Annotated in this window: 15 protein-coding genes; 9 read left to right on the top strand and 6 right to left on the bottom strand. The window is 52.7% G+C overall.

What is annotated here, in order from left to right:
- The first annotated feature begins 37 nt into the window (after positions 1 to 37).
- Together J1778_RS08905 and J1778_RS08900 are read left to right on the top strand one after the other, a co-directional pair.
- A complete protein-coding gene (locus J1778_RS08905; RefSeq protein WP_217172870.1) occupies positions 38 to 778 on the top strand; it encodes a phosphatase in 741 nt (246 codons plus the stop codon).
- Positions 779 to 838: 60 nt separating this feature from the next.
- On the top strand, positions 839 to 1,423 hold the full coding sequence (locus tag J1778_RS08900; protein ID WP_217172869.1) for a TorD/DmsD family molecular chaperone: 585 nt from the start codon (positions 839 to 841) through the stop codon (positions 1,421 to 1,423).
- 72 nt (positions 1,424 to 1,495) lie between these two features.
- Here the strand turns inward: J1778_RS08900 and J1778_RS08895 are convergent, their stop codons facing one another.
- From J1778_RS08895 to mdtH, 3 genes are all read right to left on the bottom strand, one after another.
- Entirely contained in the window at positions 1,496 to 2,059 is a 564-nt protein-coding gene (locus J1778_RS08895) for a lipoprotein (protein WP_217172868.1), read from the bottom strand.
- Positions 2,060 to 2,237: 178 nt separating this feature from the next.
- Positions 2,238 to 2,885 carry a glutaredoxin 2 gene (gene grxB / locus J1778_RS08890; RefSeq protein ID WP_217172867.1) on the bottom strand — a complete coding sequence of 216 codons (648 nt, stop codon included), beginning with the start codon at positions 2,883 to 2,885 and terminating at the stop codon, positions 2,238 to 2,240.
- A 265-nt stretch (positions 2,886 to 3,150) separates the two neighbouring features.
- Positions 3,151 to 4,356, bottom strand: a complete 1,206-nt coding sequence (gene mdtH / locus J1778_RS08885) for a multidrug efflux MFS transporter MdtH (protein WP_217172866.1) — start codon at positions 4,354 to 4,356, stop codon at positions 3,151 to 3,153.
- A gap of 212 nt (positions 4,357 to 4,568) precedes the next feature.
- On the opposite strand from mdtH, the gene rimJ reads away from it, so the two are divergent.
- From rimJ to murJ, 4 genes are all read left to right on the top strand, one after another.
- Positions 4,569 to 5,156, top strand: coding sequence for a ribosomal protein S5-alanine N-acetyltransferase (gene rimJ / locus J1778_RS08880; RefSeq protein ID WP_132963875.1), 588 nt, complete (start codon positions 4,569 to 4,571; stop codon positions 5,154 to 5,156).
- Between the two features lie 10 nt (positions 5,157 to 5,166).
- Positions 5,167 to 5,820: a YceH family protein gene (locus tag J1778_RS08875; protein ID WP_217172865.1), complete on the top strand. Its 654-nt coding sequence runs from the start codon at positions 5,167 to 5,169 to the stop codon at positions 5,818 to 5,820.
- Between the two features lie 12 nt (positions 5,821 to 5,832).
- Entirely contained in the window at positions 5,833 to 6,744 is a 912-nt protein-coding gene (locus J1778_RS08870) for a Gfo/Idh/MocA family protein (RefSeq protein ID WP_217172864.1), read from the top strand.
- Positions 6,745 to 6,950: 206 nt separating this feature from the next.
- The gene (gene murJ / locus J1778_RS08865; protein WP_217172863.1) at positions 6,951 to 8,486 is read left to right on the top strand and encodes a murein biosynthesis integral membrane protein MurJ; all 1,536 of its coding nucleotides are present in this window, start codon (positions 6,951 to 6,953) and stop codon (positions 8,484 to 8,486) included.
- Positions 8,487 to 8,552: 66 nt separating this feature from the next.
- Here the strand turns inward: murJ and argS are convergent, their stop codons facing one another.
- Complete coding sequence (gene argS / locus J1778_RS08860) at positions 8,553 to 10,286, bottom strand: arginine--tRNA ligase (RefSeq protein ID WP_217172862.1); 1,734 nt, start codon at positions 10,284 to 10,286, stop codon at positions 8,553 to 8,555.
- 62 nt (positions 10,287 to 10,348) lie between these two features.
- Between argS and J1778_RS08855 the strand changes: the two genes are divergently transcribed.
- Positions 10,349 to 10,498: a hypothetical protein gene (locus J1778_RS08855; RefSeq protein ID WP_217172861.1), complete on the top strand. Its 150-nt coding sequence runs from the start codon at positions 10,349 to 10,351 to the stop codon at positions 10,496 to 10,498.
- 6 nt (positions 10,499 to 10,504) lie between these two features.
- Positions 10,505 to 11,074: a VOC family protein gene (locus J1778_RS08850; protein ID WP_217172860.1), complete on the top strand. Its 570-nt coding sequence runs from the start codon at positions 10,505 to 10,507 to the stop codon at positions 11,072 to 11,074.
- Here J1778_RS08850 and J1778_RS08845 read toward each other — a convergent pair.
- Entirely contained in the window at positions 11,071 to 12,219 is a 1,149-nt protein-coding gene (locus J1778_RS08845; RefSeq protein ID WP_217172859.1) for a MalY/PatB family protein, read from the bottom strand. The genes J1778_RS08850 and J1778_RS08845 overlap by 4 nt on opposite strands.
- A gap of 113 nt (positions 12,220 to 12,332) precedes the next feature.
- Here J1778_RS08845 and cutC point away from each other — a divergent pair, with 113 nt between their 5' ends.
- Entirely contained in the window at positions 12,333 to 13,091 is a 759-nt protein-coding gene (cutC, locus tag J1778_RS08840; RefSeq protein WP_120133478.1) for a copper homeostasis protein CutC, read from the top strand.
- A gap of 396 nt (positions 13,092 to 13,487) precedes the next feature.
- Here cutC and J1778_RS08835 read toward each other — a convergent pair whose 3' ends face one another.
- Positions 13,488 to 13,691: a hypothetical protein gene (locus J1778_RS08835; RefSeq protein ID WP_217172858.1), complete on the bottom strand. Its 204-nt coding sequence runs from the start codon at positions 13,689 to 13,691 to the stop codon at positions 13,488 to 13,490.
- Positions 13,692 to 13,839: the final 148 nt, after the last annotated feature.

Here is a 13,839-nt window from a genome sequence, read left to right as displayed (position 1 = left end):
GTTATTTCGCCGCAGCGAAAGACTTCAAGGAGAGCACATGCCGTACCCGGTTGATTTACATATGCATACTGTTGCCAGCACCCACGCCTACAGCACGTTACATGATTACATTGATGAGGCAGCGGAAAAGGGCATTAAGCTGTTTGCCATCACCGATCATGGCCCTGATATGGCCGATGCGCCGCACTACTGGCACTTTATGAATATGCGGGTCTGGCCGCGTCTGGTGAACGGAATCGGCATCCTGCGCGGCATTGAATCGAATATAAAAAACATTGATGGTGATATCGACTGTACCGGCCCGATGCTCAAAGAAATCGACGTCATTATTGCCGGTTTCCACGAACCGGTGATGCAACCGGTTGATAAAGAAACCCATACCGCAGCGATGATTGCAGCGATGGCGGGCGGAGAAGTACATATTATTTCTCATCCCGGCAACCCGAAATACCCGATTGATATCCCTGCCGTGGCGGCCGCTGCTGCAAAATATAACGTCGCGCTGGAGCTGAATAACTCCTCGTTTATTCATTCCCGCGTGGGCAGCGAGCCTAACTGCCGCGCCATCGCGCTGGCAGTCAAAGAAGCCGGTGGCTGGCTGGCGCTGGGGTCAGATTCGCATATCGCTTACTCGCTGGGCGGTTTTGAGCATTGCGAACGTATCCTGCGTGAAATTGATTTCCCTGAGGACCGTATTCTTAACGTCAGCCCGCGACGTTTCCTCGATTTTCTCGAGGCACGCGGGCGTGAACCCATTGCTGAATTAAGTGAACTGTGACATTGTCACGGCCAAATCGCGGGTGATTAACCCTTTTCATTGTCTTATCAGGTTACTGTTATGAATGAGTTTTCGATTGTCTGCCGCGTGCTGGGCACATTGTTTTACCGTCAGCCGCAGGATCCGTTACTGGTTCCGTTATTTGGTCTGATTCAGGACGGAAAGCTGCGCGAACACTGGCCGCTGGAACAGGATGCGCTGCTTATCCGTTTGCAGGAAAGCGCCAATCCCGAAGCACTGGCCGCTGAATTTAACCGTCTGTTTGTCGGCTCAGAATGCGCGGTTTCGCCGTTCCGCAGCGATTATGTTGACGGTGCAAATGAAATGGATGTGCGCACATTCCTGCAACAGCGCGGAATGCCTTTAGGTGAAACGCCTGCCGATCATTTTGGCGGTATGTTGCTGGCAGCGTCCTGGCTGGAAGACCAGTCGAAGGAAGATGAAGTCAGCGCGCAAATCACGTTGTTCGATGAGTTCCTGTTCCCGTGGTGCGGCAAATTCCTCGGTAAAGTCGAAGCCCATGCCACCAGCGGTTTTTACCGCACACTGTCTGAAATCAGTCGTGAAGCCTTGCAGGCGATGCGCGACGAACTGGAAGAGCAGCTGCCGCCAGAGCTGGATGATGCGGAAGAAGACGACCAGTAATCCGGACGACAGAACGTAAAAAGCCCGGCGGTGAGCAATCACGCCGGGCTTTTTATTATCGGTTTACTCAGACTAGTCAGTAAAGGGTATCACTAACTGCCCCGGTTTCACTTCAATCCCTTTGGCCAGTTTCTTCGCCATCGCTTCACCTTTGCTGTGATCGCCATTAAGCACATAAGCCGGACGCTGGTTGAAATAGGTGTTCAGTGAATTGTTCAGATAAGGCATCAGCCCTTTCATCACGTTATCCATTTTTTCGGGCTTGATGGTGTAATCAACCACCTGCATATCACGCAGGAAAATGGCGCCTTTCTCACGGTCGTACGTCGGATGCGCTTTCAGGGTCAGGCGCATATCGGCTTTTTGCGGGCCGAACAATGAGGAGATATCAACATGCGCGTCGCCCGTCAGTGTCACGATGCCCGGTTCTGCACGGCCAATCTGGCTGCTGAGATTGGTCAGAATCAGTTTTGCATCTACCAGTCCCGGAACACCCAACTGTTTCTCGAAGTTGTTGTTCTTTTGCAGGTAATCATTCACCTGCTGCTCGCTGATGGTGTACTGCGTCAGCTGATTACAACCGGCCAGTAAACTGGCACACATCAGTACTGCGGCACCCAGAAATCGCTTTGTCATTCTTCCCTCATTACGTAAATGCTATTTTGTCAGCATGACCCCAAAGCGTCATGGCTCCAATCAGACAACGCTGATTAGCCTAAGTGCCCGAGGCAGGGAAGAAAAGGGAAATAGGGAAAATAAGTGCTAAATACTTCCCGTTGCAGCCAACGCATCTGCAACGGGAAGCAGGGCGGACTTAACTTGCGAGGCGTGTTAACAGGTTAACTTGTGTCTGTTTCGCCATATTGTCGCGATAGTCCTGCACGCGCGAAGGCCAGTCAATGCCTTGTACAATTGTCAGCGAACGCAGCAACGGCCACAGATTAATGTCATCTTCAGAAAGTTCGCCGTTCACCGCATTCGGCTCGACGATCAACTTGTCGAGTGCGCGCAAATCCTGACTGATCTTCTTCACCAGACCTTCGGAGTGTTGCAGGTGCTCTGCGAAACTGCCGCTGGCGGCCTGTTTTTTATCGGAGAAATATTTACGCGCTTCCGGTGTGGAGAATTCTTCCAGCGGTGCGGCGGCAAAACGTGGCAAAAGCAGGCGTCCGGTATATTCAGAAACCTGACGCAACCACGCGGCAATCGACGCATTCAGCGGACCGGTCAGCAGCGGTTTACCATCACTTTTATCAATGTAATGTACGATATCCATGCTCTCAGGCATGAAGCCGCCATCGGCTTTTTGCAGGATAGGCACCATCTTTTTGCCTACCATTGATATCGGCGTTTTTTCGTCGTCGTTGAGCAGCACTTTGATCTCAACCGGGAGGTTCTTCAGACCGAAGATCATGCGCGCTTTCACGCAGAAAGGGCAATGTTCGTAAACGTAAAGTCTCATAGTCGTGGCTCCTTTTATCGCCGGCGGTGACCTGTAGGGTGCATGAAAACTGCCGGATGTAGGTTCGGATTTTATCTAACGCTATGATTCAGTATGGGTATAGATACGTGTGAGATCAAACCTGCCCGTCATGCTTGTCACTGTCACTGTGTTGGCTACGCTCGTTTACCCGAATCACTGACCTTTGTCAGCTCATCGGGGTTCACTCGCTTGCCGCCTTGTTACAACGCCAATCATTGTGGGTATTAAAAAAATGAGTAAGAGATCAGCCGCCGCTGAGCATGGCGGGTTCGATGCGGCGCAGATTGAATTGCCAGTACAAGCCGGTGAGGGTGATAAAGCCGACGACGGCAAGCAGAAACCAGGGTAACTGAGGCAGTTGCAGCGCACGGCCGGTGTCGTACATCCAGCCGCCGCCGGTGTAACCAATCACGCCACCCAATGCCAGTCCGAGACGGCTGAAGCCCATATAGCTGCCGCGTGCGCGGGAGTCCGCCAGTGACGCACTGAGCGTTTCACGCGCCGGTTCGGCAATAATTGAGCCGATGTAGAAGAAGCCGATCAGCAGCAATAACGGGTTAATTGAAGTCACCAGCCCGACAGGCAACAGGCTGAGCGTCATGATAAGCAATCCAAACATCAGACGCTGTTCGAGGCGAAAGCGTTTTTCGCTCCAGCGGGCGATCGGATATAAAAATGCCAGTGACAGTACAGCTTCAATGGCGTACATCCATTTCACCGCCGACGGACTGCCGGCAACGTCATTGACCGCGATAGGCAGCATCAGCATCACCTGAACGGTCAGCATGTAGTAGCCGGTGAGCGTGAGGACATAAGCCAGAAAGCGGCGGTCGCGAATTACGCGCATCATGCCTTCGCGCATCGGCGTACGCAGGGTGGAAATTCGGTAAGCGGGTAACAGCCAGGCGTTACAGGCTGCGGCCAGACAGAAAATGGCGGCTCCGGCCCAGCAGACGTAGTGAAAATCGTACTGCAACAGCCAGCTGCCGATCAGCGCGCCAATAACGGCACCGGCGCTGTCCTGCATCATCATCAGGGAGAAGAAACGGCTGCGCTCGTGCGGACGGGTCAGTTTGATCACCAGCGCGGTACGTGGCGGATCAAACAAGGTACCGCCAAGGCCGGAGAGGATACACGAGCAGACTAAAATCCACGGCTGATCGGCCATTGCCATGGTGGCGAAGCCCGCCGCACGTAATAACATGCCAGTGATAATCATCGGTTTTGCGCCGAACCGGTCAGCAATTGCTCCGCCGAAAATGCCTAATCCCTGTTGCGTGAGCTGGCGAACGCCAAGCGCCAGACCGACGGCCATCGCTGCCCAGCCAAGCTGATCGACAAATCGGATCGAGATCAACGGAAAAACCACGAAAAAGCCTAAAATTACCAGCGCGTTGTCTAATAACAGAAAATACTTACCCAAGCTCCGAGCTTGCGATACCAGAGACATGCTTCACCATGAGCGATTATTTGTATCCTGTCCGGCAGATACAGAAAGGAGAAAAGACGCTTCCAGTCTGAACCGGAAACAGGCATTTAGATAGGGCGCTATTGATAATATTTTTTTATCGTCAAGCCGCGTTCTGACTGGCAGAATTAGCGATGATCTGTCGTTTCCTATAAATTCTATTTATCGACCCATGCGGGATGTGGAGGGAAGGGATGTTTGGCTACAAATCTGCCGTACCAAAGGTGCGGCTTACCACTGACCGGATGGTTCTGCGCCTGGTTCATGACCGTGATGCGCACCGGCTGGCTGAATACTACGCCGAGAATCGTGCGTTTCTGAAACCCTGGGAGCCGGTCAGGGATGAAAGCCATTGTTATCCCTCCGGATGGCAGGCTCGCCTCGGGTTGATTACCGAGATGCAAAAGCAGGGCAGCGCGTATTACTTTATTTTGCTCGACCCCGATGAAAACCGGGTGATGGGCGTGGCGAATTTCAGCAACGTGCTGCGTGGCTCTTTTCATGCCTGTTTCCTCGGGTATTCACTTGGCCAGGAATGGCAGGGCAAAGGCCTGATGCACGAAGCGTTGCAGACGCTTATCCGCTATATGCAACGCCAGCAAAAGATGCACCGCATTATGGCGAATTACATGCCGCACAATAAACGCAGTGGTCAGTTGCTGGAGCGTCTCGGTTTTGAACGTGAAGGCTACGCGAAAGACTATTTGCTGATCGACGGCAAATGGCAGGATCACGTGCTGACAGCACTCACCTGGCAAGAATGGACACCCCCGTCCCGATAAGGAGAGCAGTATGAAACACGAACTCAGCGCCCGGGAGGCCCGTGTCGTGGGCTGTTTGCTTGAAAAACAACTCACCACGCCAGAACAATATCCGATGACTCTCAACGGCCTGACCACGGCCTGTAATCAGAAAACCAACCGTGAACCGGTGATGGAACTGAGCGAGAGCGAGGTGCAGCAGACGCTGGATTTACTGCTGCGCAAGCACATCATCCGCACCCTGAGCGGCTCGCGCACCATGAAGTACGAGCATCGTTTCTGTAATTCCGAATTCGGTAATCTCAAATTTTCCCCGCCGGAAGTGGCGGTGGTCACTACGCTGTTGCTGCGCGGCGCACAAACGCCCGGTGAATTGCGAACCCGCACAAACCGTTTGCATGATTTCTCCGATGTCGCTGAAGTTGAACAAACCCTGACTGAACTGACGACCCGTGAAGACGGCCCGTTCTGCGTGCGTCTCGCCCGCGAGCCGGGTAAACGTGAGAGCCGGTTTATGCATCTTTTTAGCGGTGAAGTCAGCAATGTGGCCGGTGGGGCTGAAGAACCCTTATCCAGTTCAGCGCCGGAAAGTGCAGATCTGGCTGCGAGAGTAGAAACGCTGGAAGCAGAAGTCGCTGAGCTGAAACAGCGTCTGGAAAATTTATTGCAACATCTGGCTGATTAACAGGAGCGGGTTGTGAGTAAATTACGTATTGGTGTTATCGGGCTGGGCGGGATTGCGCAGAAAGCCTATCTGCCGGTGCTGAGCCACGCTGAAAACTGGACGCTGGCAGGTGGATTCTCCCCGAATCAGCAAAAAGCGCAGGCCGTTTGTGACAGTTACCGTATGGCCTGTTTTTCCCGTATAGATGAGCTGGCCAGTCAGTGTGATGCAGTTTTCGTTCACAGCAGTACCGCCAGCCATTTCGAGGTGGTCGGGCAACTGCTGGCGCAGGGTGTGCATGTGTATGTCGATAAACCGCTGGCGGCAGAACTTGATCAGGCCGAACAGCTGGTCGAACAGGCGAACAAGGCAGGCAAAGCGTTAATGGTCGGATTTAACCGCCGTTTCGCTCCGTTATATCGTCAGCTTAAAGACAACATGCAGGATGTGGCGACATTACGCATGGATAAACACCGGACCAACAGCGTCGGGCCGAACGATCTGCGTTTCACCTTGCTGGACGATTATCTGCACGTGGTCGATACCGCGCTGTGGCTGGCGGGTGGTAATGCCACTCTGGAAAGCGGTCTGCTTCAGATTAATGAAGCAGACCAGATGCTCTATGGCGAACACCATTTCCTGTGCGGTGAAACGCTGGTGACAACTTCCATGCATCGCCGTGCGGGTACTTCGCGTGAAAGCGTTCAGGCAGTGACCGAAGGCGCGGTATATCAGCTGGACAATATGCAAATCTGGCGCGAGGAGCAGCAGGATATCCTGACGCAACTGCCGGTGCCGGGCTGGCAAAGTACGCTGGCGCAACGCGGATTTGTCGGTGCTATTGAACACTTTGTCGACTGTGTGAGCAATCAAACCGCGCCGGAAACCAGTGGTGAGCAGGCGATTTATGCGCAGTCAATGATCGAGAACATTCTGAATTCTTAACCTGAGTTCTTAACGGAAAAGCCGTGCGGAATGGCGCGGTTAACACTCTATAACAACATATAACAACTGCCGGTGGCTATTGCATGGCGGATGCGTAGACTAAGCGCATCTTTGAGCCATGCCGGTTCATCTTTCACGCCTGCTGATGCAGGCGTGGTTGTTTAACTGACTCATTTATCAGCTAACCGGTAAACAAGAAAAGTGACATGAATCTACTTAAATCTTTGGCAGCCGTCAGTTCCATGACGATGTTTTCACGTGTATTAGGTTTTGCCCGCGATGCCATAGTGGCACGTGTATTTGGCGCCGGAATGGTGACTGACGCCTTTTTTGTGGCGTTTAAACTTCCCAATTTACTGCGCCGTATTTTTGCCGAAGGCGCATTTTCGCAGGCTTTTGTGCCGATCCTGGCAGAGTACAAGACGCAGCAGGGTGAAGAGGCCACGCGCACTTTTATCGCTTACGTTTCCGGTTTGCTGACGCTGGTGCTGGCGATTGTCACCGTGTTGGGCATGATTGCCGCGCCGTGGGTGATTTATATTACTGCGCCGGGCTTTGTCGATTCACCGGATAAATTCGCGCTCACCAGCTCGCTGCTGCGGATCACCTTCCCGTATATCCTGCTGATTTCGCTGGCATCGCTGGTCGGTGCGATACTCAACACCTGGAACCGTTTCTCGATACCGGCTTTTGCGCCAACCTTCCTGAACGTCAGCATGATCGGTTTTGCATTGTTTGCTGCCCCGTACTTCCATCCGCCGGTGCTGGCTCTCGCCTGGGCGGTGGTGGCCGGTGGTTTGCTGCAACTCGGTTATCAGCTACCGCATCTGAAGAAAATCGGCATGCTGGTGCTGCCGCGCCTGAATCTGAAAGATGCCGGTGTATGGCGCGTGATGCGTCAGATGGGACCGGCAATCCTCGGTGTGTCTGTCAGCCAGATTTCCCTGATCATTAACACGATTTTCGCCTCGTTTCTGGTGTCCGGTTCAGTATCCTGGATGTATTACGCTGACCGCCTGATGGAGTTTCCTTCCGGCGTGCTGGGCGTGGCGCTGGGAACCATCCTGCTTCCGTCACTGGCACGCAGCTTCTCCAGCGGTAATCACGGTGAATATAACCGTCTGATGGACTGGGGGCTGCGTCTGTGCTTCCTGCTGGCGCTGCCAAGTTCCGTCGCGCTGGGTATTCTGGCTAAACCGCTGACGGTCGCCCTGTTCCAGTATGGTAAATTCAGTGCCTTTGATGCCTCGATGACACAACGTGCTCTGGTGGCGTATTCCGTCGGCCTGATGGGTCTGATTGTAGTGAAAGTGCTGGCGCCGGGCTTCTATTCCCGTCAGGACATCAAAACACCGGTGAAAATCGCCATCATTACACTGCTGATGACGCAGGTGATGAACCTGGCCTTTATCGGCCCACTGAAACACGCGGGGCTCTCCCTGTCGATTGGTCTGGCCGCCTGTCTGAATGCTTCGCTGCTGTACTGGCAGCTTCGCAAGCAGGATATCTTCCAGCCGCAACCGGGCTGGAGAATGTTCCTGATCAAATTGTTTGTTGCGGTGATTGCGATGTCTGCAGCCCTGGTCGGGATGTTGTACCTGATGCCAGCGTGGGACGTGGGCGGGATGGCGTATCGTCTGGCTCGTCTGGCGGCGGTAGTGGCTGCAGGTGTGGTGGCGTACTTTGCGGTGCTCGGTCTGCTGGGCTTCCGGGTGAAGGAATTTGCCCGCCGGTTAGACTGACTGGCATATAGGTCAGAAACACAAAAGGGCGCCTGAGCGCCCTTTTTAATATCGAATTACTGCGAATTACATACGTTCGACGGTTTCGATACCCAGCGTATCCAGACCGGTTTTCAGCGTGCGTTGTGTCAGCAGAGCCAGTTTCAGGCGGCTGTTGCGGCTGGTTTCATCTTCCGCATTCAGGATAGGACAATGCTCGTAGAAGCTGGAGAACAGGCCTGCTACGTCGTACAGATATGCGCACATGGTGTGTGGTGTACCTTCACGTGCGACAACAGTCAGCACTTCTTCGAACTGCAGCAAACGGGTTGCCAGCGCGGCTTCGCGTTCTTCGCGCAGCACAACCGGTTGGGTCAGGCTGTTAACATCAATTTCGGCGCGTTTGAAGATGGACGCTACGCGGGTATAAGCGTATTGCATGTACGGCGCGGTGTTACCTTCGAACGCCAGCATGTTGTCCCAGTCGAAGATGTAATCGGTGGTACGGCTTTTCGACAGATCAGCGTATTTGATTGCGCCGATACCGACGGCATTCACCAGTTTTTCCAGTTCAGCGGCATCTTTCATTTCCGGATTTTTTTCAGTGATCAGCTTACGCGCTCGATCAATGGCTTCATCCAGCAGATCAGACAGTTTTACGGTGCCACCTGAACGTGTTTTAAACGGCTTGCCATCTTTGCCCAGCATCATGCCAAACATGTGGTGCTCAAGTGCGACGGAATCTGGCACATAACCGGCTTTGCGCGCGATGGTCCATGCCTGCATCAGGTGCTGGTGCTGGCGGGAATCGATGTAATACAGAACGCGGTCGGCACCGAGCGTTTCGTAGCGGTATTTCGCACAGGCGATATCGGTGGTGGTGTACAGGTAGCCGCCATCTTTTTTACGGATGATAACCCCCATCGGGTCACCGTCTTTATTTTTGTATTCATCCAGATAAACGACGACAGCGCCTTCGCTGTCCACTGCCAGACCTTTAGCCTGCAGGTCGGAAACAATGCCAGGCAGCATGCTGTTGTACAGGCTTTCACCCATCACATCATCTTCGGTCAGGGTCACGTTCAGGCGGTTGTAGGTCAGCTGGTTTTGCTTCATGGTGACATCAACCAGTTTGCGCCACATTTGCAGGCAGTATTCGTCGCCGCCTTGCAGTTTCACCACGTAACCCCGTGCACGCTCAGCAAAGGCTTCGTCTTCGTCGTAGTTTTTCTTCGCCGCACGGTAAAATTCTTCCAGATCAGCCAGATTCATGTCACCGGCATTTTCGTTTTGGACTTTTTCCAGATAGGCAATCAGCATCCCGAACTGTGTACCCCAGTCGCCAACGTGGTTAGCGCGGATGACTTTGTGACCAAGGAATTCATTGGTACGCACGGCCGCGTCGCCGATGATGGTGGAACGGATATGGCCGACGTGCATTTCCTTCGCCACGTTAGGCGCGGAATAATCGATGACGATGGTTTGTGGTTCAACCGGTGTGATACCCAGTTTTTCGTCGTTCAGTGCGCTGTCTACATGTGCGCCAACGAACGCGGGATCGAGGAAAATGTTGATGAATCCCGGACCGGCGATTTCGACTTTATTCGCGATACCGTTCAGATCTAACAGCTCAACCACTTTCTCTGCCAGTTGTCGTGGCGGCATACCGAGTTTTTTTGCCACGGACATAACGCCATTTGCCTGATAGTCGCCGAACTGCGCTTTGGCGGACTGACGGACTTGCGCTTCGCTGTCGGCGGATGCGCCTGCTGCGATCAGCGCCTGGCTGACTTTTTTTGAAAGAAGTGACTGAATATTCACCGAAGTACCTTTATTTAGGAATGGGGTTGTTTGCTGTTCATCCCAATGCGGACGAACCTAAAATGATGCGTGTTTATATCATATTAGCCCCGCGACGTCAGTATCACCGCACGCCGGACGGCAATGAAAACGTGATTCTGCGGCGCGTCTCTGGCAACGGGATGAAAGGCTGTGTAAATTACCCGACCCTGAAGATAAGCAAACTGAAATGATATAGGATGCCCGCCATGAACCAAGTGCCTGAGTTACAGGATTTAGTCGAAGATATGCCACGATTTGTCAGCGTATTGACGGCGTTTGCCGCAAAATTGCAGATCAATCTCGGCGAGTTTCATGCGGATCATATTTCAGTGCGCTGTCATCAGAATACGACCGCGGATCGGTGGCGCGCCGGGCTGGAAAAATGCGGGCAACTGCTTAATGAAACAATGATCAACGGCAGGCCGATTTGTCTGTATACCCTCAATGAGCCGCTGGTTGTCGGGCCGCTGAGCATCGATCTGGTAGAGTTACCTTATCCCGGCGATAAACGTTATCCGCACGAAGGTTGGGAGCACATTGAGATTGTCCTGGAAGGTATCGAAGACGAATTGTATACGCGGGCGCTGGCACTGATTGCCGATGAAGCGCTGATGACGCCCGGAATTAAACTGAAACAAAGTGCACCAAAAGGTGAAAATGAGCGGCTGCCTAACCCGACACTTGCGATCACCGACGGATCAGTGACCATCAAATTCCATCCGCACAGTTTGCGCGAGATTGTCGCCAGCGAGAAGGTGGGAGGTTAACGTTCGAGCGCCTGTAAGGCGGCTTCCATACGATCCAATGCCTTTTCCAACAATGCACGCTGACAGCCGAAATTGATGCGCACAAAACCGGGGGCACCAAACTCTGTCCCGCCGGAAAAACCGACGCCGGCTTCAACAAAGAAACGATACGGATCCTGAACCGGCAGGGCGCTGGCATCAATCCAGCCGAGATAAGTGCCCTCCGGTGCCAGCATGCGCAGGCCCGGCATAGCGTTGATGCGGCGTGTCACTAATTCGCGGTTACCACGCAAATAGTCGAGTTGCGCACTGAGCCATTCTTCGCCATCGCGGTAAGCGGCAGTTGCGGCGACATAAGCCAGAATATTGACATGCGGCACAATGCCTTTGCTGGTGTTGAGGAACTTTCTTCGCAACTGCGGATTAGGGATAATCGCCATTGAGGCACCCAGACCGGCCAGATTGAAGGTTTTCGACGGCGCAAGCAGGGTAATCGAGCGTTGTTCAGCATCGGCATTGAGCGAGGCAAACGGAATATGTTTCTGCCGCGGTTCGAGGATCAGGTCGCAGTGAATTTCATCGGAGCACACCACTAAGTTGTGGCGTCGGGCAAATTCTTGTTGTTCCAGTAACTCTTCACGGCGATAGACCGTTCCGCCCGGATTATAAGGGTTGCATAACATCAGTAACTTTTCGCTGCCATCCATCTGATTTTCGGCAGCGGCGAAATCAGCGACCCAGCGCTGATTCTGCTCTGACACATTAACAGATTTAAACTGACGCCCTTCAGATTGCGCCGCCTGCATAAACGGCGGGTAAATCGGCATGGGCATCAGGCTGGTTTCATGCTGAGTTACGTTAGCACGCACGGCGACGTTTAATCCGCACACCAGCCCCGGTAACCAGACAATCCATTCAGGCTCAATCGCCCAGTCGTAGCGTTCTGCCAGACGTTTTACCACTAAATCAATCAGTTCCGGCGGAGTGAAGCCATATCCGAAGACGCCTTCTGCCACGCGCTGCTGCAACTCTTTGATAACCTGAGGCGGAGTAGTGAAGTCGGTATCGGCGACCCAAAGCGGAATGACATCCTGATTTTTGTATTTGTTCCACTTAACGCTATCACTGTGACTGCGGTCTACCCATAAATCAAAATTGAGTGTCATAGTTAGCTTTCCTAAGCAAGCAGGTTGGGCGGGGATGCTCATCTCAAAGCCTACGCGACATGGCCGGTTACAGACAAGTGTTGTAGCATAATGCCGTAATCAGGAGAGATCACATGACTAAATTAGAAGTGTGTTGTTACAGCGTGGACTGTGCGTTGACAGCAGAACAGGCCGGAGCCGACCGCGTCGAATTATGTGCGAGTCAGGCCGACGGCGGGATTACGCCGAGTTACGGTACCCTTAAACTGGCGAGGGAAAAAGTGACAATCCCGGTACATCCGATTGTACGCCCGAGGGGGGGGGACTTTTGCTATAGCCAGAGCGAATTTGATGTGCTGAAAAGTGACATCGCCTGTATTCGTGATCTCGGTTTCCCGGGACTGGTGGTCGGAATGCTGGATGCGGAAGGGCATATCGATATGCCAAGAATGTGGGAGGTCATGGCGCTGTGCGGCGATATGGCTGTGACATTCCATCGCGCGTTCGATATGTGTCTGAACCCGAAGATTGCGTTAGAGCAGTTGACTCAGTTAGGGGTGGCGCGCATTCTGACTTCAGGTCAGCAACAAAACGCTGAAGTGGGTTTACCGATGCTTCGGGAACTCAACCAGCTGACGCGTGGTCCAATCATTATGGCAGGTGCGGGCGTGCGGCTAACAAATCTGCAAAAGTTTGTGGATATCGGACTCACCGAATTGCACAGTTCAGCAGGACGTCAGGTACCTTCTTCAATGCGTTACCGCAAAGCCGGTGTCACGATGAGTTCTGACACGGACTTTGATGAATTCAGTCGTTATTGCGTGGATGGCGATATTGTTGCCGCAATGAAAAGCACATTGCAGTTCGACGATGAAATATCCCGTACGGCGTAATCACTCAAAGATTTAACCGGGTCACACGACCCTTATTGCGTCGCCCTGCGCAAGTACCAGGCCCCGTCACTTTGGCGGGGCTTTTTTTATGCTTATTTTAAGTATGACTGAGGGGGATTTGATGTCATTGACCGGAAGTGATTCTTATCCCCAGGTCAGCAGCGCCACGCCAAACATTCCTGCTTTAACGACCAGACACATGACAAAAAGACCTAAAACAATGACGGCGCGGTCCATGAGAAAACGAATTCTTCTGCGCATTAATTTCTCCGCGAAATAGTCGCGTACTGGTAAATTGGTTGGCCGAATTTATACACGAAATCCTATCAATCAATCCAATGTTATAACGTCAAAACGGCAAGCTTTACAAAGGGCTGTGACAGAAGGGAGAAACCGCTACTTTTCGTAGAAGTTTTTTATCCTGATTGCGACGTCAATATTGGCCCAGTGTAGTTCGTCTTCTTTATGCAGACTGCTGCTGCCATCTTCCCAGGAAACGAAATAGGACACGGTGCCTGTTTGTGATTCGAAGGTATTCATGATGCGACCTTTGATATCTCCGGATCTGTGTTTAACGATGCTGCCGGTAGGGAATTTCATACTTCCTCCCAATACGTTAACGACGATCTCTGTCAGAACAAACAGATAGCTCAATAAAGGTTAGACCTTTTTACGGCGTGATGTACAGAGCCAGGTGGCTGAAAGTGGGGATAAAGTGTGAGCAATGGCTTCCGCCAGACCTGAGAGT

The organism is Rahnella bonaserana (assembly GCF_019049675.1).
GTDB lineage: Bacteria > Pseudomonadota > Gammaproteobacteria > Enterobacterales > Enterobacteriaceae > Rahnella > Rahnella bonaserana.
Note: the sequence above shows the minus strand (reverse complement) of the source record. Positions and strands in the feature narration are given on the sequence as shown.